The following is an 18024-nucleotide window of genomic DNA, read 5'->3' on the forward strand; positions in this document are numbered from 1 at the left end:
CCTTCAGGCCTCGCCGCGCTTGACCTCGCGGTAGATGGCCTCCTGCTCGTCCAGCGTCAGGTCGGCCAGACGGAGGCCCCGTGCGGCGGCCACGGCCTCCATGCCACGGTAGCGGCGCTCGAACTTGGCGTTGCAGCCGCGCAGAGCCGCCTCGGGATCGACACCCAGCTTGCGTGCGAGATTGGTGATGGCAAACAGGACGTCGCCCACCTCCTCCTCGATGTTCGCCACATCCCCCGCCGCCAGCCCTGCGCGCAGCTCGGCCAGCTCTTCGTCGATCTTGGGCCACACGGCCTCCGCATCCGGCCAGTCGAACCCCTCACGCGCGGCCCGCTTCTGCAACTTGACCGCCCGGGTGAGCGCCGGCAGGGCCAGTGCGACCCCGTCGAGCGCACTGGGGGGCTGGTCCGGCGGTCGCTTGCGCTCGCGCTCAAGGGTTTTCTGCGCCTCCCACGCGGCCTTCAGGCCGGCCTCGTCCTCATGCCGGACCTCGCCGAACACGTGCGGGTGGCGGCGCACCATTTTCTCCACCAGCCCACGCGCCACGTCCTGGACGTCGAAATGACCGGCCTCCTCTGCCATGCGTGCGTGAAACACCACCTGGAACAACAAGTCCCCCAGCTCCTCGCGCAACTCATCCATGTCCCCGCGGGCGATGGCCTCCAGCACCTCGTAGGCCTCCTCCAGGGTGTAGGGGGCAATGGTGGCGAAGGTCTGACGCCGATCCCAGGGGCAGCCTGCGACCGGGTCGCGCAGGCGCGCCATCAGGGCGACCAGCGCCTCCCACGGGGAGAAGACGGGGGACTCAGACATGTCCACCCACGCCTTCGGGGAGGGAGAGGGTTCCTACCTCCCGCTGACCGAAACTGTTGACCGGTTCGTGCACGAACATGGACAAGAAGACCCGCCATGCGGTCAGGGCACGCGAAGGGATGGGCAGGCCCCGCCAGCCCCGCAACATGGCCTGCAGGGCATCAGCACTCACCACGCCCCCGGGCCAGGCCTTGTGGAAGCCGACATCGCCCAAGACAACGAGATACGACTGGCTCGGCAGGCCCAGCAGGTCGAGCCGCGCCAGTCGGCGCAGGTGGGCCTCCCGGCCGCGGACATGGAGCAAAGGGTTGTCGAAGTCGTGCCGCTGACTACGCTCGAAACGCGACCAGCGCAGGCTGTGCTCGGAACCGTACAGCGTCCCCTTCATGCATTGCAGCTCCAAACTGCAGAATCCCTCCGGGGTAAGCATGAGATGGGGAATCAGCACCCCACCCTCGGCATCCGGCAGGAAGACGTCGCGCACATAGGGCAGGCCGGCATCCTTGAGCCAGCCGTGCGCGGCATCGAGTTCACATTCCCTGCGCCGCAGGGTTCGGCGCATCCATTGAATCATGTGTCTCTCCTTGTTTGAGTATGGACCATCCCCCATGCTCGGCATGGTAGGACGAGCGCACCAGCGGCCCGCTGGCTACGTGGCGGAAGCCGAGGCCGCGGGCGATGTCCGCGAGCCGCTCGAACTCCTCCGGCGAGACGTAACGCCTCACCGGCAGGTGGTGGACGCTCGGCTGCAGGTACTGGCCGAGCGTGAGCATGTCCACGCCGTGGGCGCGCAGGTCACGCAGGACCTCGACGACCTCCTCGTCGGTCTCACCCAGGCCCAGCATCAGACCGGACTTGGTCGGCACCTGCGGCATGCGCGCCTTGACGGCGGCGAGCAGGCGCAACGAGCCGGCATAATCCGCCCCCGGCCGCGCCTCGCGGTAGAGGCGGGGCACGGTTTCGAGGTTGTGATTGAAGACATCCGGCGGCGCCTGGGCGAGCAGGTCCAGGGCCACCGCCTCGCGGCCGCGGAAATCGGGTGTGAGCACCTCGACGGTCAGCGCAGGGCTGTGCTCGCGCGCGGCGCGGATGCAGGCCGCGAAATGCCCCGCCCCGCCATCGCGCAGATCGTCGCGGTCGACCGAGGTGATGACCACGTAGTTAAGCCCCATGGCGGCAATGGTGCGCGCAAGATTCGTGGGCTCATCCGGATCGAGTGGGTCAGGGCGGCCATGGGCCACGTCGCAGAAGGGGCAACGGCGGGTGCATATCCCGCCCATGATCATGAAGGTGGCCGTGCCCCCGCCAAAGCACTCGCCCAGGTTCGGGCAGTTGGCCTCCTCGCACACGGTGTGCAGCCGGGCCTCGCGCAGGATGCCTTTCAGGCGCTGCACCTCGGCACTGCCGTGGACCTGGGAGCGGATCCACTTCGGTTTGGGCAGGGGCGCTTCGAGCGGCACCACCTTGACGGGGATGCGGGCGACCTTGTCTTCCCCGCGCATCTCACGGGTGATCGGGCGGACGGGCGGGCGGGCGGATTCGGTCATGGATGTTCCAGAAAGTTTGCTTCACACCCCAGGCGGCCGGCCAGCCGTTCGGCGAGCGGGCGCTTGAGCGCATCGATCGCGATCCCCGGCACGAAGTCGCTGACCTGGCACATCGCAAGGCCCGCATGGCCGCAGGGGTTGATGCGCAAAAACGGGGCGAGGTCCAGCGCCACATTCAGGGCGAGGCCATGATAGCAGCGCCCGGCGCGGACCTTGAGGCCGAGCGAGGCGATCTTGCGTCCATCCACGTACACGCCGGGGGCATCGCGGCGCGCGCAGGCATGGATGCCGAGCCCGTCCAACAGCTCGATCACCGCCCCTTCCAGGTGTTCTACCGTCTCGCGCACACCGAGACGGGCACGCGCGAGGTCGAACAGCAGGTAGGCCACGAGCTGGCCGGGGCCATGGTAGGTGACCTGCCCACCGCGATCGGTCTGCACCACCGGGATGTCCCCCGGCGCGAGCAGGTGTCCGGGCTGGCCATTCAGCCCCTGGGTAAAGACCGGAGGGTGCTCGACCAACCACAGCTCGTCCGCCGTATCACGCGTGCGTGCGGCGGTGAACGCACGCATGGCCTCGAAGCTGTCCGCGTAGGGGGTCAGGCCGAGATCGCGGACATGCAGGGCGGCGGGCATGGTCAGGGGCGAGGGGCCATCAGATGCTCATCAGCACCTTGGGATGCGCGCGCAGGGCGAGGGTGATGGCATCCACCTGCTCGCGCGACTCGGCGCGCAGCCTGATGGTCATGGCCACGTACTTGCCGCCCTTGCTCGGTCGACTACTTACCGCGCCTTCGCCGAGGTTCGGCGCGTGCTCGCGGATCAGGGCGACCATCTCGGCCTCGAAGGTTTCGCAGGCCTCGCCCATGATCTTGATCGGATAGTCGCAGGGAAATTCCAGCGGCGGCGGATTGTCGAATGCGCAGAAGCTCATGCCTTGCCCTCTCTTACCTTCTGTTTGAATGCCTGATAGGCCGCGTGCATGCGCTGCCAGACCGGCCCGGGCTTGCCCTCGCCCACCGTCTGACCGTCGACGCGGGTGATGGGCACGATCTCGCGGGTGGAGCTGCTGACCCACACCTCGTCCGCGCTACGCAGCAGCGCCTCGGGCATGCCCTCCTCCCGCACGGGGATGGCTTCCGCGCGCGCCAGCTCGAGAATCAGGTCGCGGGTGATGCCGCCGAGGATCGCGGCCGATTTCGGCGTGGTGTGGATCGCCCCGTCCTTGATGATGAACAGGTTGCTGGCCGCACCCTCGATCGCCTGCCCGTCGCGCAGCAGGATCGCCTCGACCGCGCCCTGCTCAACGGCCTGCTGACGCGCCAGCACGTTGCCGAGCAGCTGGATGGTCTTGAGGTCGCAGCGCTGCCAGCGCAGGTCGGGCACGGTCACCGCCTCCGCCCCCTGGCGGTGCCAGGCTTCGTCGATGGGGGCCAGCGGATTGCTCATGGCCAACACGGTAGGCGGGGTGCCCGCCGGCGGAAAGGCATGGTCGCGCTTGGGCGGCGCCCCACGGGTCACCTGCAGGTAGATGGCCTGGTCGCCACCACCGTTCCGCTCGATGAGCTGCTCCAGCATAGCCAGCCACGCCGCCCGGCTCATCGGATGGTCGATGCGAATGCCATCCATACTGCGCCCCAGGCGCTCGATATGCTCCACACCGCGCAGCATGTGGCCGCTGTAGACGGGGATGACCTCGTACACCCCATCGCCGAACAGGAAACCGCGATCGAGCACGGACACGCAGGCCGCATCAAGCGGCAGGAACTGACCATTGAGGTAGACGGTGGCGGCCATGGACGATCCAGTGTGCGGGATTCGGAAAAACGAACTGGCGGCCCGGTGAGCCGCCAGTTCTGTCGATGAAATGAGGGCGGGTCAGTTGAACATCAAGATCACACCATCCACCATGCGGCGGAAGATGCCACCTTGCGGTACCTCGCTGAGGGCCACTGCCGGCACCTCCGCCACGAGGTCATTGCCGAGCTTCGCCCGCAACACGCCCACCGGCTGCCCTTGGGCCAGCGGCGCGTCGATGCGCGGCGGCATGTCCACGGTCAGATTCAGCTTGTCGAACTGGCCGCGCGGGGCGGTGACATAGAAGTCGTCAGCCAGGCCGAGTCGCACGGTCTTGCTCGCCCCCTTCCACACGCGCGGCTCGGCCAGTGCCTCGCCGCCACGCTGCAGCAGGCGGGTCTCGAAGAAGTTGAAGCCATAGTTGAGCAGGGCCTGCGACTGCTCGGCCCGGGCCTCGTCGCTGGGCGCGCCAAGTACGACGGAGATCAGGCGCATGCCGTCACGCTGGGCAGAGGCCGCCAGGCAGAAACCGGCCGACTCGGTGTGCCCGGTCTTGCCACCATCCACCGACGGGTCACGCCACAGCAGGCGGTTGCGGTTGATCTGCTTGATGTTGTTCCAGGTGAATTCCTTCTGACGCTCGCGCACGTAGTGTTCCGGGAAGTCGCGGATCACCGCCTTCATCAGGGTGGCGATGTCACGCGCGGTGCTGTAGTGATTGGGGTCCGGCCAACCGGTGGAGTTGACGAAGTGCGTACCGGTCATGCCCAGGCGTTGCGCCTCGTGGTTCATCATGTTGGCGAACGCCTCCTCGCTGCCGGCGATGTGTTCGGCTAGGGCGATGGTCGCGTCATTGCCGGACTGGATGATCATGCCCTTGAGGAGGTCGTCGACCTTCACCTGGGTGCCGACCCGCACGAACATCTTGGAGCCCTGCATGCGCCAGGCCTTCTCGCTGATGTTGACCATGGTCTCGGGCGAGAGGTCGCCACGCTTCATCGCGCCGTAAATGATGTAGGCCGTCATCAGTTTGGTGATGCTGGCCGGCTCCACGCGCATGTCGATATTCGACTCGGCAAGGACCCGGCCGCTGTGGTAGTCCATCAGAAGATGCGACTTGGCGGCGATGCTCGGAGGGCTCGGCAGGGGCATGGCCGCTGCGGGGGCCAGCGGCACCGGGGTGGGCTGGACGGCAGGAGCCGTGGAAGGCGCGGCGTGGACGGGCGCGGTGCTCAGGGTGGCGGCGAGAACGAGGGAAGCGAATCGAAGCATGGGCATCAGAAGGTATCAGGTATGTCGGTATGGAGAGGCCTTCCGGTCACCGTCTGCCCTCCGTGCGGTAGGTCCCGGGAAGTTCAGGTCATTTTAACCCCCATTGGCCGGATTTAGGACCACGCCGGCCGGGCTCGGTTCACCGGCAAGCGCGGCCCCGTCATGGAGTCGGTATAATCACCTGATCCAACGCGCCGAGGGACCCCACATGCGCCGTATCATCGCCCTGCCCCTGCTTCTCGCCGTGCTCTCCACCCCGTGCCAGGCCGCCATCTACAAGTGGGTGGACGAGAAGGGCGTGACCCACTACACGGAGCAGCCGCCCGCCAGCGGCAAGGGCCAGGAGATCCAGCCGCGCGTGACCACCCCGGCCACACCCGCCGCACCGCCTGCCGGACAGCCCGCCGAGAAACCCGCCGCCGCAACGGAGCAGACACCCCCGCGCGAGGTCATGACCATGCCCGCGGAGAAGATGGCCGAGCAATGCCAGAACGCCCGTCAGCGCCTGCAACAGCTCGAGGCCAGCCCGCGCATCCTGATCAAGGGCCCGGATGGCGAGATGCAGCGTGCTCCCGAAGAGGAGCGCCAGCGCATGATCGACGAGGAGCGCAAGCGCATCCAGCTCTATTGCGAATGAACCCATGCCCACCCTGATCCTGAACACCAACCTCCGTCTCGATGACGATCGGCGCGCGAACCTGGCTTCGCGCCTCTCCCGCTTCACCGCCGAGGCCACCCGCAAGCCCGAGCAGTGGGTCATGACCCTGCTCAACGACGGCAAGACGATGACCTTCGCGGGGCATGACACCCCCTGCGCCTTCGTCGAGTTCAAGAGCATTGACCTTGCGGATGCCGACATGCCGGGGATCGCGGCCGGGCTCTGCGCCCTGCTCAAAGCCGAGCTTGGGCTCGATCCCGCCCGCATCTACATCGAGTTCGCCTCGGCCGAAGCGCAACGCTGGGGCTGGAACGGCGCCACGTTCTGACCCACAATCCCGCCACGCCTTTTTGCCCTTTCAGGTCCCGCACGCCATGCGTCTCTCCCAGTTCCCCCTCGCCACCCTCAAGGAAACCCCGTCCGACGCCGAAGTCATCAGCCATCAGCTCATGCTGCGCGCCGGACTCATCCGCCGCCTGGCCGCCGGTCTCTACACCTGGACACCGCTGGGGCTCAAGGTCCTGCGCAAGGTCGAGACCATCGTGCGCGAGGAGATGGACCGTGCCGGGGCGCTGGAGGTGCTGATGCCGGCCGTGCAGCCGGCCGAGCTGTGGCAGGAGTCCGGCCGCTGGGAACAGTACGGCCCCGAGCTGTTGCGCCTGAAGGATCGCCATCAGCGCGACTTCTGCTTCGGCCCGACCCACGAAGAGATCATCACCGACTTCGCCCGCCGCGAGCTGAAGAGCTACAAGCAGCTGCCGGTGTGCTGGTACCAGATCCAGACCAAGTTCCGCGACGAGGTGCGCCCGCGCTTCGGCGTGATGCGCGCCCGCGAGTTCCTGATGAAGGATGCCTATTCCTTCCACATGGACCAGGACTCGCTGCAGGCGACCTACGACGCCATGCACGCCGCCTACACCCGCATCTTCACCCGCCTGGGGCTGGACTTCCGCGCTGTGCGCGCCGACACGGGCAGCATCGGCGGCACCGGCTCGCATGAATTCCATGTGCTCGCCTCCTCGGGCGAGGATGCCATCGCCTTCTCCACGGCCTCCGACTACGCCGCCAACGTCGAACTGGCCGAGGCCGTCGCCCCGGCAGGTGAGCGCCCGGCCCCGAGTGAAGTGATGCGCGTCATCCCCACCCCGAATGCGCACACCATCGACGAGGTCAGTGCCGCCACCGGCCATCCGCCGCGGCAGATCCTCAAGACCCTGATCATGCGCGGTGCGGAGGAAGGCCAGCTGGTCGCCCTGGTGCTGCGCGGCGACCACGAACTGAACGAGATCAAGGCCGAAAAACTGGCCCAGGTGGCGAGCCCGCTGCAATTCGCCAGTCCCGAGGAGGTGCGCGCGGCCATCGGCGCCGACGTCGGCTCCATCGGCCCGGTGGGCCTGGGCGAGCTCGGCATCCCGGTGCTGGCCGACCGCGCCGCCCTGCACGTGGCCGACTTCGTCTGCGGCGCCAACCGCGACGGGGAGCACCTCGCCGGGGTCAACTGGGGGCGCGATCTGCCGGAGGCCATCGCCGTGGACATCCGCAACGTGGTCGAGGGCGACCCGAGCCCCGATGGCCAGGGCACCTTGGTCATCCGCCGCGGCATTGAGGTCGGCCACATCTTCCAGCTCGGCGACAAATACAGCCGGGCAATGAACGCCACCGTGCTCGACGAGCAGGGCAAGGCCCAGGTCATGACCATGGGCTGCTACGGCATCGGCGTCTCGCGGGTGGTGGCCGCCGCCATCGAGCAGAACCACGACGAGCGCGGCATCCTCTGGCCCGAGGCCATCGCCCCGTTCCAGCTCGCCCTGCTGCCGCTCAATGCCGCCAAATCGCCCCAGGCGATGGAGCTCGCCGAACGCCTGTACGCCGAGCTGCAGGGGCTGGGCGTGGAGGTGCTGCTGGACGATCGCGACGTGCGCCCGGGGGTGATGTTCGCCGACATGGAGCTGATCGGCATCCCTCATCGCCTGGTCATCAGCGACAAGGGCCTGGCCGCAGGCCAGCTCGAATACCGCGCGCGCAACGCGGCGGAGAACGAGATGGTCCCCGCGGACGACGTGCTCGCCTTCCTCAAGCAGCGGCTCGGCCTGGCCTGAGCCAGGCCGAGGTCCTAAGGACATTGGCCGGAGGCCGGTGACGGCCCGGCCTCATGCCGGTCCAGTCTCCTACAAGCGCGGCACGAAGGTCAGGCAGGCGACCTCCTGCGCGGCGCGCCCCACTCTGATCGCCTCAGCCCCACACTCGAGATCGTCGTTGAAGCGGCAGCTGGTGACCTTGCAGGCACCAACCCCGGCGCGCCGCTGCCTTTCGCGTGCATGGGGGCTCATGTGCAGGAAGGTGTCGCAGCCAGGATGGACGCCATCCCCGATGGTGATGGCCTTGGCATGGCAGGCACGCCCGGCGTTGTAGCTGCACTCCGTGACGGCGCACTCGGCGACGACGGGGATTTCGACGGTGATTTTCATGACTCGGTCCTCCCAGGGGAAACCTGACACCCCCATGCAGGGGTTCACCGAGTCTAGGCAAGAATGCAGGGATCTGCAGGGCAGGCCGGGCCACCCTGCGAAACGGGAGAAGTTCAGGGCGTGAGGATCTTCGCCGGCAAGCCTGCCAGCCAGCCTTCGCCCGCCGTCACCCTCACCACCAGCCGGTAGCCGCCCTCACGCGGGCTCTCCAGGGCGAGGATCTCGCCGGCCATGCGGCGACCATTCACCTCGACCTCTGCCTTGCCGCCGGGACGGAGCCCCTGGGCCTCCTCCGGTCTTAAGGTGGCGATGGCATCCATGACCTCGGCACGCGCCACCTCGACCAGGGCGGGGGCCTGCAGGGTGGCGCTGACCGCCTCGCCAGCGGCGGTGTTCACGCTCAGCACGCGCGCCGCGAAGGGGGCCCGGAGCGGGGTGTAGCCGCGCTCGATCTCGGCCATCTGCAGCTGGGCACGGGCCTGCTGGTACTGCCCGTCGATCTGCTGCTGGTCGATGTGGGCTTTTTCCAGTTCGACGTTGGAAAGCACGGTCCGGGCGTAGAGCTCCTTGGCGCGTTCGACCTCGCGCTCGGCCTCGGCGCGCTTGCGCTCCAGCGCCTGGACCCCGGCGCGGGCCTCACGCAGGCGTGCCTCGAACGGGCGCGGGTCGAGGGACACCAGCGGCGCCCCGGCCGGAACCCTCTGTCCGGCACGGACGTGCACTTCCTTGACCAGGCCGGAGACCGGCAGGGAAAGCGCGGTGCGATCCGCCCAGCCGAGGGTGGCCTGGAATTCCGCCGCGCCAAGCGGCTGGGACAGGGCGGCCGCCAGCAGGGCGGCCGGGACGATGAATTGACGCATCATGACTTTCCTTCAGGGAGCGTGGCGACAGCCAAGGGCGCGACAGGACGACCGAGCAGGGCGTCCAGTTCGGCCCAGGCGAGGCTCAAGGCAAAGAGGGTGCGCATGCTGCGCAGATGGGCATCGGACATCTGCACCATGCTGTCGCCCAGATCGGTGCTGACCTCCATCTCGTACAGGGCGCGGCTGCGGTCCAGGTAGAGTTCGCGATAGCCCTCACGCACCTTGTCACCGGCGATGGCCTTGCGTAGCACGTCGATGTCGAGCGCGAGCTCGGACAGGCGTTGGCGCAGTTCGGCCTCAGCGCGGGCGAGCGTGGCCTGGGCACGCAGGCGCTCGGCCTCGGCGCGGGCGATCTCGCCCTCCACGGCCCCGCCGGTGACGAGCGGCGCGGTGAGCACCACCCCCGCGCGGAAAGGGTCGTTGGAGCCATATTCGCGGTTGTAGACCCCGCCCTCCACTACCGCATCGAGCACGGGCAGGCGCCGGGCACGCGCGGCCTCGACCCGGCCCGTAGCCGCTTCGAGCTGGCGACGCAGGGCCACGAGGGTCGGATTCCTCTCCAGCCCCTCGGCCAGGACCGCGTCGATCGCTGGAGGCTTCCGCTCCGGCAGGGAGCGGAGCTCGGGCTCCACCAGCTTGGCCGGCAGCTGGGTGGGATCGCCGAGGGCCGCGGCCAGCCTGAGCCGGGTCGTCCGTTGGCGCGCCTCGGCCTCGTTGCGCGCGCGCAGGATCTCCTCGTAACCGGTCTGCACGCGCAGGAACTCCACCTGCGAAATCTGGCCGAGCTCGAGGCGGTCCCGCTGTTTGTCGTAATCGACGTAGACGATCGCCATGCGCTCGTTGGCCACGGTGTAGCCCATGTCGGCCAGCAGCACATCAAAGAAGGCGCGCAGCACGTCGATCTTCCTCTGCTCGCGCGCGAGCTCCAGGCGCTGCTTCTCGCCCTCGATCACGGCCTGCGCGGCCTGCTCGAGGGCCGAGCCACGGCCAAAGTCGTACAAGCGCTTGCGCGCCACCAGCAGGGCCGCGCTGTCGTTGTGCGACTGGTTGACGTTCTGGACGGGCGGTTCGACGTAGCGCAGGCGCCCCTCGAACCCAAGGACGAAATCGCGCTCGCCCTGCGCCGTGCGCAAGCCGGCGCGGGCCACCTCAAGCTCCGCCGTGCGCAACTGGAGGTCGTAGTGCCCCTCATCCTCGGCCAGCCGCAGGGCATCCGCAAGCGTGAGCGGTTGCGGCAGCGGGGCCGCCACCAGGCAGGGGCTCGCAAGCACACCGGCCAGCAACAGTGCATGCCGAAGCTTCATGACCCTCACTGTCCCTTGCTCTTCTTGTAGACGGTGAAGTTCATGTTCGGCTGCTTGTAGGCCCCACTCACGACATATTCACCGAGCAACATGAACTCCTTGGCATCCTTGGTCGGCCCGGTGTACTTGGCGACGAGATTGCCCTCCAGGTCGAAGAAGCCCATGACCGGGGTGGCGCGCACGCGGTACTCCTCGAAGGCGAACTTCTTCTGGGTGGTGTTCTGGCCCTTGAAATTGACCAGCTCAACATCGCCGTTGATGTCGATGCTGAGGATGCGGAAATGCTTCCTGAAGTAGTCACGCACCTCCGGCTGGCTGAAGACGGTGGTCTTCATCTTGTGGCAGAAGGGACACTCCTCCATTTCGAAGAACAGGAACACGCCACTCTTGCCCTCGGCCTTGGCATTCGCCAGCTCCTCCTTGAGGTTGCCGAAGTTCTCGTCGAAGAAACCGCCCTCCGCCGCCATCAGCGGAGTCGATACCAGCATAAGGGCCATAAAAAAGGCGCCCATCAGGCGCCTTGCGAGGATCAGCGACATGCCTTGCTCTCCTTTCCAGCGGGGGTGGCACACCACTCGCGCATGTAGCGTTCGAGGGTGTCATGGGTAATGGCGCCAAGATGAGTGCGGGCGACCGTGCCATCCGGCGCGACCAGCACCGTGGTGGGCAGGCCACGAATGGGACCGAAGGGTGTCGGGCGGGCAGGAGGCAGCGGCAGGACGGGATAGCTGATCATCTGCTCGTCGATGAAGCGAGCGAGCTTGGCGGGATCGGCCTTCTCATGGTTGACGCCCCACACCACCGCATCCTTGTCCTTGTGGGTGTCGTGGAAGCGGATCAGCTCGGGGATCTCCTCCAGGCACGGCGGGCACCAGGTCGCCCAGAAGTTGACCACCACAAACTTGCCCTTGAGCTCGGAGAGGACATGCTCCCTGCCTCCCGTGTCCTTCAGGACAAGCTCATCCGCCGCCCAGGCCGTACCTTGGGCGACCAGCAGAAGGAAAAGCGCAAGCAGACGACGCATCAGTGTTCCTCAGCCTTGTGCGAGAGGAACAGGGCAAGACCGATCAGGGCGATGCCACCCGCGAAGATCAGCAGATCCAGCGGCTCCTTGAAGCCCATGTTGATGCCGTACTCGAAGAACTTGATGACCAGGATCATGAGGATCACCTTGGCCAGGCGGTTCTTCAGGTCATCGATGCTGGCAATCACCAGGATATTGCTTGCCGCCTCGCCCTTACCTTCCTCGAGCTGGGTACGCGCAGGATCGATCTTGCTGATGAAAAGCTCATACAGGCCGAGGGCGAAGATCAGCATGATGGTGGCGAGCAGGAAGCCGTCGATGACCTCGACCACGTGGGTCACGGTCTGGTTGCGCAGCGCAAGGCGGGAGGCCTGATCCAGCGTGGGGTCGGCGTAGTGGAGCAGATGCGTGACCGTGATCCAGGCATCCACCGTGGCGACGTAGAACATGACCAGACTCAGCAGGGCGCTCACGATGACGGCCACGATGACCACCAGGCGCAAATCCCACAGCGTCTTCTCGAATAGCATTTCGATCTTCTTGCTCATCGGCCGGTCCTGCAGAGGGTCATCAATGGGGACTAAGTCTAAGGGGTGTCCGGCCTACGCCTCAATGCCCGGCGGCCCGATACATGGCATAATTCCTTCGCACTTTACTCAACGATATCCTGGCATGGCCGAGATCCTGGTCCTCTACTACAGCCGCGATGGCGGCACCGCCGCAATGGCGCGGCACGTGGCGCGCGGCGTCGAATCCGTCCCCGGCATGCAGGCCCGGCTGCGGCGCATCGATGCGGGCGAATCCGCCGCGGCGGCCGAGGCTCCGCCCGCTGCGCGGGTGGACGACCTGGCCGAATGTGCGGGCCTGGTGCTCGGCAGCCCCACCTACTTCGGCAACATGGCCGGCCCGGTCAAGCATTTCATCGACCAGACCAGCAGTCTGTGGCTGACCGGCGCGCTGATCGGCAAACCGGCCGCCGTGTTCACCTCCACCGCCAGCCTGCACGGCGGCCAGGAGAGCACGCTGCTGTCCATGATGATCCCCCTGCTGCACCATGGCATGCTGCTGGTCGGCCTACCCTACAGCGAACCGGCCCTACTGCGCACGAAAAGCGGCGGCACGCCCTATGGCGCCAGCCACACCTCGGGGGACGGGCGCCAGCCGCTGACCGAGGATGAGAAAGCCCTCTGCCAGGCCCTCGGTCGCCGCGTCGCCGACACCGCCCGTCGCCTGGGCGCAACGCCCCCGACAGGCTGAACCGCTTTCACCCGGCGCAAGCCGCGGTATATAGTGGAATCTCTCATAAACATGTAAGACGCCATGATCAAAAAATGCCTGTTTCCCGCTGCCGGTTACGGCACCCGCTTCCTCCCCGCGACCAAGGTCATCCCCAAGGAGATGCTGCCGATCGTGGATAAGCCGCTGATCCAGTACGGCGTCGAGGAGGCGATGGAGGCAGGCATCCGCGAGATGGCCATGGTGACCGGTCGTGGCAAGCGCGCGCTCGAGGACCACTTCGACATCAACTACGAGCTCGAGTCCCAGCTGCGCGGCACCAGCAAGGAAAGCCTGCTGGCCGGCATCCGCCACATCATCGACAGCTGCAGCTTTTCCTACACCCGCCAGACTGAGATGCGCGGCCTCGGCCACGCGGTGCTGACGGGCGAGACCTTGATCGGCCACGAGGAGCCGTTCGCCGTCATCCTGGCCGATGACCTGTGCGTGAGCGATTCGCAGGGCGTGCTGGCGCAGATGGTCGAGGTGCACAAACGACACGGCTGCACCGTGGTCGCGGTGGAGGAAGTGCCGCAGAACGAGATCCACAAGTACGGTGTGATCGCGGGTGAGGAGATCGAACCTGGTGTCTTTCGCGTCGACCACATGGTTGAGAAGCCCGCCGCCGAGGTCGCCCCCAGCAATCTTGCCGTGATCGGCCGCTACATCATCACCCCGGATATCTTCGACATCCTGCGCGAGACCCAGCCGGGCGCGGGTGGCGAGATCCAGCTCACCGACGCGCTGATGCAGCAGGCCCGTCAGGGCCGCGTCATGGCCTACAAATTCAAGGGCCGTCGTTTCGACTGCGGTTCCGTGGGCGGCTTCGTCGCCGCCACCAACTACTTCTACCACATGGGCCGCAGGTAATACCGCATGCACATCTCCCAAGACGCCGTCGTCACCATCGATTACCGCCTGACCAACGATGCAGGCGAGGTGATCGACTCCTCCGAGCATCACGGGCCGCTGGCCTACCTGCACGGTCACGGCAACATCATCCCGGGCCTCGAGCAGGCCCTTGAAGGTCGCGGCGCGGGCGACACCTTCAAGGTCAGCATCGCCCCCGCCCTGGGCTACGGCGAGCGCAACCCCGCCCTCACCCAGACCCTGCCAAGCAGCATGTTCGGCGGCGTCGACCAGATCCAGGTCGGCATGCAGTTCCATGCCCAGACCGACCACGGCATCGAGGTGGTGACCGTGACCGCGGTCGAAGGCGACCAGGTCACCATCGACGGCAACCATCCGCTGGCGGGCCAGACCCTGCACTTCGACGTCACGGTGCGCGAGGTCCGCGCCGCCGACGCCGAGGAGCTCGCCCACGGCCACGTGCACGGCGAGCACGGCCATCACCACTGAGTCGCCGCAACCGCCTGGCGCACCAAGGAGGCTACGGCCTCCTTTTTCATGCCCACTGCATTCACCTCAGGATGCAACGGGTTGAACTTTGCCGCCATTGCACGTATCCATTCCCAGAATTCAAAACCGCCCACGGAGCCCCCATGAGCCTGCAAGCCCTGATCTTCGACGTCGACGGCACCCTGGCCGACACCGAGCGCGACGGCCATCGCCCCGCCTTCAACGCCGCTTTCCGCGAGGCCGGCCTCGACTGGGAATGGGATGTGCCCATGTACGGCGAGCTTTTGGCCGTGACCGGTGGCAAGGAGCGCATCCGTTACTACCTGGAACGCTTCAACCCGGATTTCGTCCTCCCGGACAACGCGGATGCATGGATTGCCGGCCTGCACCAGGCCAAGACCCGCCATTACGTGCGCATGCTGGGCGAAGGGCTGATCCCGCTGCGCCCGGGCGTGAGGCGCCTGATCGGGGAGGCGCGCGCCGCGGGCCTGCGGCTGGCGATTGCCACCACCACCACGCCCGAGAACGTCACCGCCCTGCTCTCCGCCACCCTCGGCCCGGACAGCATCGGCTGGTTCGAGGTGATCGCCGCCGGCGACATCGTGCCGAAGAAGAAGCCGGACCCGGCCATCTACACCTGGGCGCTGGAGCGCATGGGGCTCGCGCCCGAACATTGCCTGGCGTTCGAGGATTCGCGCAACGGTGTGCTCTCCTCCACGGGCGCCGGCCTGCGCACCCTGGTCACCATCAATGACTACACCCGCGATGACGAGCTGACGGGGGCCGAACTGGTCCTGGAACACCTGGGCGAGCCGGGCGAACCCGCGAACATCCTGTTCGGCGGCGAGGGTGCACGCATCGTGGACATGCCTTTCCTGCGCGAACTGGCTGCTAGATAAGAGCAGCCATTCATGGCATCAAATCCCTGAATGATCAGGGTGGGCATCTGCCATTATCCTAGTTCAGATGAAGGGCGAGGAACCTCCCGCCCCCAAAGACGGACGACCGATGAGCAGCCTTGACGCTCCATTCCCCTATGCCGATTTCCTCGACCAGTTCGAGGAGGCGATCTACTGGCACATTGCCTGGTATTCGCGCGGCATTCGCCACCTGATGTTCAGCAACGGCGCGAGCGACGACCTTATCGGCAAGGATGCGCACCTGCACTGCCGCCTGGGCGGCTTCCTCGGTCGGTTTCCCACCCCGCCGGGCTGCGCCGAGATGGTCGAACAGCTCAACGAGCTGCACGAGCAGATGCATGCGCTGATGCGCGATGCCCTGCTGGAGAGGCGCGAAGGCACCCCCATCGGCGAGGATGTCTACGCCGAGATCGAGGAAATGCAGAGCATGTTCTTCAGCAGTCTGCACGGCCTGTTCCGCAAGGTGATGGAGGATCACTGCCTGGAGCTCGCCCGCCAGCAGATCGGGGCTCAAGCCGCCACCTGACCGCCTTCGGCTACCGTCCGGCCACGGGCGGCCTACGGCATGGCCTCAGGCCCAAACCTCGAGGCGGACCGTGCCGAGCACGACGCGCAGCAGGTCGGCCACGCGGATGAGACCCACCGGCCGGTTTTCGCCATCCACCACCGGCAAGGCCGGATAGTCGTGATCCAGCATCAGGCGCGCGACGAGCTCGAGCGGCGCATCCTCGCGCACGGCGTCCACCGGCGTGCGGCACACCTCCCCCACGGTCAGCGGCTCCACCCGAGCGCGCGGCGACTCGCCCGGCGGCCAGACGGCCCGCAACACCCCCCCAATCTCCAGCAGACCGATCAGCCCTCCCGATTCGTCCACCACCATGGCCTGCTCGATGCCCCAGCGGTGCAGGGCCTCGCGGGCCTCGCCCAAGGGCATGGAGGCCATCAGGATATACGTCCCATCCTGCATCAGCTCGCCTGCACGCAAGGCCCGGGTCGCCTCCCCTGCCCGCTCCCGCGTCGCGCGGATCGCCGCCCGCAGCCGCGCGGCGGCCTGCGAGGCGGCACCGGCCTCCTCCTGAACCGGCCGGATCGCCGCCGTCGGCTGGGTGGCGGCCGGCCCGCCTTCCTGCGTCAGGCGCTCAAGGGGGTAGGGATCATGGACTCCGGGGCCGTGAACGATGATGGCCATGTCGTGCCTCGCTCGGTAGGATGCCTGCCGTGCGCCAGCCCGGCCAGGCCTTACGCGGGATAGCCCAAACCGGCCTCGTTCAAAAGGCCGCGGCCCCACGCCTCCACTTGATCGAGAATAAGCCATTCACGGCCGGTTGATGCGGGGTCCAGGCGCAGAGCCTCGATGCTGGTGAAGAACCGCTCCGCCCACATCCCCGCCCCGCCCTCCTCGTGCAGCAGGCGCGAGGCGCGCAGGTCGTGCCAGTGTTCGCGCTCCTCCGCCGCAAGGGTCGCCGGAAAGTGGCGCGCGCGGTAGCGGAACATCAGCTCACGCAGGCGGGTATCCTGAAGCATGCCCTGCACATCGGCCAGGCGCTCCGGCGGAAGCTGGCGCAGGTGCGTCAGCTGCCTTCGATCACCTTCCGGCATGAAGCCCTGGTACAGCGCCGCCTCGGCGTCCATGGCCCGGGGGGTGGGTTCGGCGGCATACAGGCCGCGTGCCAGGGCTGCGAAGGCGTCGCGATGGGTCTGGATGAAGTCGAAGTGGCGCTGGCAGGCAGAGAGGTCAAGTCCAAGACGCTCCGCCCCTGCCTCGTCCAGCACGCGGAAGGGGGCCAGCAGGGGGGCGCGGTTGAGATGCAGCTCCTTGATCGCCGGACGCTCGGCTCCGTCGGGGAGTTCGGCGGCGGGGGTGTAGAGCCATTCGAGCAGGATCTCGGCCGGGGTATCCAGCAGCCGCTCCGGGTTCTGACGCAGGTCGGCCACGATCAGCCGGTTCGGGATGCGGGGATGCTCGCCCAGCACCGCGATGGCCGTGGTGTGACCCTGCCGGGCTGGAAACATGCCGGAGGTGTGCAAAAGCGGCTTGCCCTGCTCCTTCACCAGCAGCTCGCGCACCGCGGCCTTGCCGCGCAGGCGGAAGGCGAAGTCGAACAGACGCGGCTGACGCTCGCGGATCAGGCGCGCCAGGGCGATGGTGGCGCGCACGTCGGCGAGGGCATCGTGGGCGTCGATATGCGGCAGATCATTGGCGAGGGTCAGGTGCTCGAGCTTGAAGCTCGGCGCGCCGTCCTCCCGGGTTGGCCATTCGATCCCCTCCGGACGCAGGGCATAGGTGTAGCGGGCAACGTCCAGCAGGTCCCAGCGGCTATTGCCATGGGCCCACTCATGCGCGTAGGGGTCGATGAAGTTACGCCAGAACAGAAAGCGGGTGTAGTTGTCGTCAAAGCGGATGCTGTTGAAGCCTGCGATGCAGGTGCCGGGCTGTCCCATCGCATCCCGCACCCGATCGGCAAACTCGGGCTCGGGCAGGCCGCGCGCCTCGGCCTGCTGCGGGGTGATCCCGGTGATCAGGCAGGCTACCGGGTCCGGCAGGCAGTCGTGGCAGGGCTTGCAGAACAGTTCGATCGGCTCCCCAACCGGCTGCAGCTGCTCGTCGGTGCGGATGGCGGCGAACTGGGCGATGCGGCCGGTCGCAGGATCGGCGCTGAAGGTCTCGTAGTCGTACCAGAGGATGCTGTTCAAATGGGTGTCCTTGCGCCGGAGGCCGCCTAAA

At 67.1% G+C, this 18024-nt stretch carries 23 protein-coding genes; 8 read left to right on the plus strand and 15 right to left on the minus strand.

Annotation, left to right across the window (positions count from 1 at the left end; translation table 11 throughout):
• Window positions 1-3: 3 nt before the first annotated feature.
• The 7 genes from mazG to V6D91_RS03680 form a co-directional block, all read right to left on the minus strand.
• A complete protein-coding gene (mazG, locus tag V6D91_RS03650) occupies window positions 4-813 on the minus strand; it encodes a nucleoside triphosphate pyrophosphohydrolase (protein ID WP_347317824.1) in 810 nt (269 codons plus the stop codon).
• Entirely contained in the window at window positions 806-1387 is a 582-nt protein-coding gene (locus tag V6D91_RS03655; RefSeq protein ID WP_347317826.1) for a nuclease-related domain-containing protein, read from the minus strand. Before V6D91_RS03655 ends, mazG begins: the two co-directional genes overlap by 8 nt.
• The gene (gene lipA / locus V6D91_RS03660; RefSeq protein ID WP_347317828.1) at window positions 1344-2360 is read right to left on the minus strand and encodes a lipoyl synthase; all 1017 of its coding nucleotides are present in this window, start codon (window positions 2358-2360) and stop codon (window positions 1344-1346) included. Before lipA ends, V6D91_RS03655 begins: the two co-directional genes overlap by 44 nt.
• A complete protein-coding gene (gene lipB / locus V6D91_RS03665; RefSeq protein WP_347317830.1) occupies window positions 2357-2995 on the minus strand; it encodes a lipoyl(octanoyl) transferase LipB in 639 nt (212 codons plus the stop codon). Before lipB ends, lipA begins: the two co-directional genes overlap by 4 nt.
• 19 nt (window positions 2996-3014) lie before the next feature.
• Window positions 3015-3293, minus strand: a complete 279-nt coding sequence (locus tag V6D91_RS03670) for a DUF493 domain-containing protein (protein ID WP_347317832.1) — start codon at window positions 3291-3293, stop codon at window positions 3015-3017.
• On the minus strand, window positions 3290-4156 hold the full coding sequence (gene dat / locus V6D91_RS03675; protein ID WP_347317834.1) for a D-amino-acid transaminase: 867 nt from the start codon (window positions 4154-4156) through the stop codon (window positions 3290-3292). The genes V6D91_RS03670 and dat overlap by 4 nt, the downstream gene beginning before the upstream one ends.
• An 81-nt stretch (window positions 4157-4237) precedes the next feature.
• Window positions 4238-5434 carry a D-alanyl-D-alanine carboxypeptidase family protein gene (locus V6D91_RS03680; RefSeq protein ID WP_347317836.1) on the minus strand — a complete coding sequence of 399 codons (1197 nt, stop codon included), beginning with the start codon at window positions 5432-5434 and terminating at the stop codon, window positions 4238-4240.
• 202 nt (window positions 5435-5636) lie between these two features.
• Between V6D91_RS03680 and V6D91_RS03685 the strand changes: the two genes are divergently transcribed.
• From V6D91_RS03685 to V6D91_RS03695, 3 genes are read left to right on the plus strand one after another with little or no spacing between them, the layout of a single operon-like run.
• Window positions 5637-6065: a DUF4124 domain-containing protein gene (locus tag V6D91_RS03685; protein WP_347317838.1), complete on the plus strand. Its 429-nt coding sequence runs from the start codon at window positions 5637-5639 to the stop codon at window positions 6063-6065.
• Between the two features lie 4 nt (window positions 6066-6069).
• Window positions 6070-6414 carry a phenylpyruvate tautomerase MIF-related protein gene (locus V6D91_RS03690; RefSeq protein ID WP_347317839.1) on the plus strand — a complete coding sequence of 115 codons (345 nt, stop codon included), beginning with the start codon at window positions 6070-6072 and terminating at the stop codon, window positions 6412-6414.
• Window positions 6415-6460: 46 nt separating this feature from the next.
• Complete coding sequence (locus tag V6D91_RS03695; RefSeq protein WP_347317841.1) at window positions 6461-8185, plus strand: proline--tRNA ligase; 1725 nt, start codon at window positions 6461-6463, stop codon at window positions 8183-8185.
• A 69-nt stretch (window positions 8186-8254) separates the two neighbouring features.
• Here the strand turns inward: V6D91_RS03695 and V6D91_RS03700 are convergent, their stop codons facing one another.
• From V6D91_RS03700 to V6D91_RS03725, 6 genes are all read right to left on the minus strand, one after another.
• The gene (locus tag V6D91_RS03700; RefSeq protein ID WP_347317843.1) at window positions 8255-8554 is read right to left on the minus strand and encodes a DUF1540 domain-containing protein; all 300 of its coding nucleotides are present in this window, start codon (window positions 8552-8554) and stop codon (window positions 8255-8257) included.
• Window positions 8555-8667: 113 nt separating this feature from the next.
• Entirely contained in the window at window positions 8668-9417 is a 750-nt protein-coding gene (locus V6D91_RS03705) for an efflux RND transporter periplasmic adaptor subunit (RefSeq protein WP_347317845.1), read from the minus strand.
• On the minus strand, window positions 9414-10721 hold the full coding sequence (locus V6D91_RS03710) for a TolC family protein (RefSeq protein WP_347317847.1): 1308 nt from the start codon (window positions 10719-10721) through the stop codon (window positions 9414-9416). The genes V6D91_RS03705 and V6D91_RS03710 overlap by 4 nt, the downstream gene beginning before the upstream one ends.
• Before the next feature lie 5 nt (window positions 10722-10726).
• Window positions 10727-11260: a thioredoxin family protein gene (locus V6D91_RS03715; protein ID WP_347317848.1), complete on the minus strand. Its 534-nt coding sequence runs from the start codon at window positions 11258-11260 to the stop codon at window positions 10727-10729.
• Window positions 11251-11745: a TlpA disulfide reductase family protein gene (locus tag V6D91_RS03720; RefSeq protein ID WP_347317849.1), complete on the minus strand. Its 495-nt coding sequence runs from the start codon at window positions 11743-11745 to the stop codon at window positions 11251-11253. Before V6D91_RS03720 ends, V6D91_RS03715 begins: the two co-directional genes overlap by 10 nt.
• Window positions 11745-12293 carry a YqhA family protein gene (locus V6D91_RS03725; protein ID WP_347317851.1) on the minus strand — a complete coding sequence of 183 codons (549 nt, stop codon included), beginning with the start codon at window positions 12291-12293 and terminating at the stop codon, window positions 11745-11747. Before V6D91_RS03725 ends, V6D91_RS03720 begins: the two co-directional genes overlap by 1 nt.
• Window positions 12294-12417: 124 nt before the next feature.
• Between V6D91_RS03725 and wrbA the strand changes: the two genes are divergently transcribed.
• The 5 genes from wrbA to V6D91_RS03750 all read left to right on the plus strand — a co-directional run bounded on the left by wrbA (window position 12418) and on the right by V6D91_RS03750 (window position 15825).
• Entirely contained in the window at window positions 12418-13002 is a 585-nt protein-coding gene (gene wrbA / locus V6D91_RS03730) for an NAD(P)H:quinone oxidoreductase (protein WP_347317852.1), read from the plus strand.
• A gap of 63 nt (window positions 13003-13065) precedes the next feature.
• Window positions 13066-13890 (plus strand): UTP--glucose-1-phosphate uridylyltransferase GalU, encoded by an 825-nt coding sequence (gene galU, locus V6D91_RS03735; protein WP_347317854.1) that lies wholly within the window; start codon window positions 13066-13068, stop codon window positions 13888-13890.
• A gap of 6 nt (window positions 13891-13896) precedes the next feature.
• Window positions 13897-14379, plus strand: coding sequence for a peptidylprolyl isomerase (locus V6D91_RS03740; protein WP_347317856.1), 483 nt, complete (start codon window positions 13897-13899; stop codon window positions 14377-14379).
• Window positions 14380-14522: 143 nt separating this feature from the next.
• A complete protein-coding gene (locus tag V6D91_RS03745) occupies window positions 14523-15278 on the plus strand; it encodes an HAD family hydrolase (protein ID WP_347317858.1) in 756 nt (251 codons plus the stop codon).
• 109 nt (window positions 15279-15387) lie between these two features.
• Entirely contained in the window at window positions 15388-15825 is a 438-nt protein-coding gene (locus V6D91_RS03750) for a CZB domain-containing protein (protein WP_347317860.1), read from the plus strand.
• A 45-nt stretch (window positions 15826-15870) separates the two neighbouring features.
• Here the strand turns inward: V6D91_RS03750 and V6D91_RS03755 are convergent, their stop codons facing one another.
• Window positions 15871-16488, minus strand: a complete 618-nt coding sequence (locus V6D91_RS03755; protein ID WP_347317862.1) for a CBS domain-containing protein — start codon at window positions 16486-16488, stop codon at window positions 15871-15873.
• A 50-nt stretch (window positions 16489-16538) separates the two neighbouring features.
• Window positions 16539-17993 carry an exodeoxyribonuclease I gene (gene sbcB / locus V6D91_RS03760; RefSeq protein ID WP_347317864.1) on the minus strand — a complete coding sequence of 485 codons (1455 nt, stop codon included), beginning with the start codon at window positions 17991-17993 and terminating at the stop codon, window positions 16539-16541.
• Window positions 17994-18024: the final 31 nt, after the last annotated feature.

It is taken from the genome of Thiofaba sp. EF100, from assembly GCF_039822285.1.
Classification (GTDB): domain Bacteria; phylum Pseudomonadota; class Gammaproteobacteria; order Halothiobacillales; family Halothiobacillaceae; genus Thiofaba.

Bases quoted from the DNA above. Each gene is read 5' to 3' on its own strand.
- V6D91_RS03705 (WP_347317845.1), bottom strand. From the start codon at position 9,417: ATGATGCGTCAATTCATCGTCCCGGCCGCCCTGCTGGCGGCCGCCCTG.
- V6D91_RS03655 (WP_347317826.1), bottom strand. From the start codon at position 1,387: ATGATTCAATGGATGCGCCGAACCCTGCGGCGCAGGGAATGTGAACTC.
- mazG (WP_347317824.1), bottom strand. From the start codon at position 813: ATGTCTGAGTCCCCCGTCTTCTCCCCGTGGGAGGCGCTGGTCGCCCTG.
- lipB (WP_347317830.1), bottom strand. From the start codon at position 2,995: ATGCCCGCCGCCCTGCATGTCCGCGATCTCGGCCTGACCCCCTACGCG.
- lipA (WP_347317828.1), bottom strand. From the start codon at position 2,360: ATGACCGAATCCGCCCGCCCGCCCGTCCGCCCGATCACCCGTGAGATG.
- V6D91_RS03700 (WP_347317843.1), bottom strand. From the start codon at position 8,554: ATGAAAATCACCGTCGAAATCCCCGTCGTCGCCGAGTGCGCCGTCACG.
- wrbA (WP_347317852.1), top strand. From the start codon at position 12,418: ATGGCCGAGATCCTGGTCCTCTACTACAGCCGCGATGGCGGCACCGCC.
- V6D91_RS03670 (WP_347317832.1), bottom strand. From the start codon at position 3,293: ATGAGCTTCTGCGCATTCGACAATCCGCCGCCGCTGGAATTTCCCTGC.
- V6D91_RS03720 (WP_347317849.1), bottom strand. From the start codon at position 11,745: ATGCGTCGTCTGCTTGCGCTTTTCCTTCTGCTGGTCGCCCAAGGTACG.
- V6D91_RS03710 (WP_347317847.1), bottom strand. From the start codon at position 10,721: ATGAAGCTTCGGCATGCACTGTTGCTGGCCGGTGTGCTTGCGAGCCCC.
- V6D91_RS03750 (WP_347317860.1), top strand. From the start codon at position 15,388: ATGAGCAGCCTTGACGCTCCATTCCCCTATGCCGATTTCCTCGACCAG.
- galU (WP_347317854.1), top strand. From the start codon at position 13,066: ATGATCAAAAAATGCCTGTTTCCCGCTGCCGGTTACGGCACCCGCTTC.
- V6D91_RS03740 (WP_347317856.1), top strand. From the start codon at position 13,897: ATGCACATCTCCCAAGACGCCGTCGTCACCATCGATTACCGCCTGACC.
- dat (WP_347317834.1), bottom strand. From the start codon at position 4,156: ATGGCCGCCACCGTCTACCTCAATGGTCAGTTCCTGCCGCTTGATGCG.
- V6D91_RS03725 (WP_347317851.1), bottom strand. From the start codon at position 12,293: ATGAGCAAGAAGATCGAAATGCTATTCGAGAAGACGCTGTGGGATTTG.
- V6D91_RS03690 (WP_347317839.1), top strand. From the start codon at position 6,070: ATGCCCACCCTGATCCTGAACACCAACCTCCGTCTCGATGACGATCGG.
- V6D91_RS03695 (WP_347317841.1), top strand. From the start codon at position 6,461: ATGCGTCTCTCCCAGTTCCCCCTCGCCACCCTCAAGGAAACCCCGTCC.
- V6D91_RS03745 (WP_347317858.1), top strand. From the start codon at position 14,523: ATGAGCCTGCAAGCCCTGATCTTCGACGTCGACGGCACCCTGGCCGAC.
- V6D91_RS03715 (WP_347317848.1), bottom strand. From the start codon at position 11,260: ATGTCGCTGATCCTCGCAAGGCGCCTGATGGGCGCCTTTTTTATGGCC.
- V6D91_RS03680 (WP_347317836.1), bottom strand. From the start codon at position 5,434: ATGCCCATGCTTCGATTCGCTTCCCTCGTTCTCGCCGCCACCCTGAGC.
- V6D91_RS03755 (WP_347317862.1), bottom strand. From the start codon at position 16,488: ATGGCCATCATCGTTCACGGCCCCGGAGTCCATGATCCCTACCCCCTT.
- V6D91_RS03685 (WP_347317838.1), top strand. From the start codon at position 5,637: ATGCGCCGTATCATCGCCCTGCCCCTGCTTCTCGCCGTGCTCTCCACC.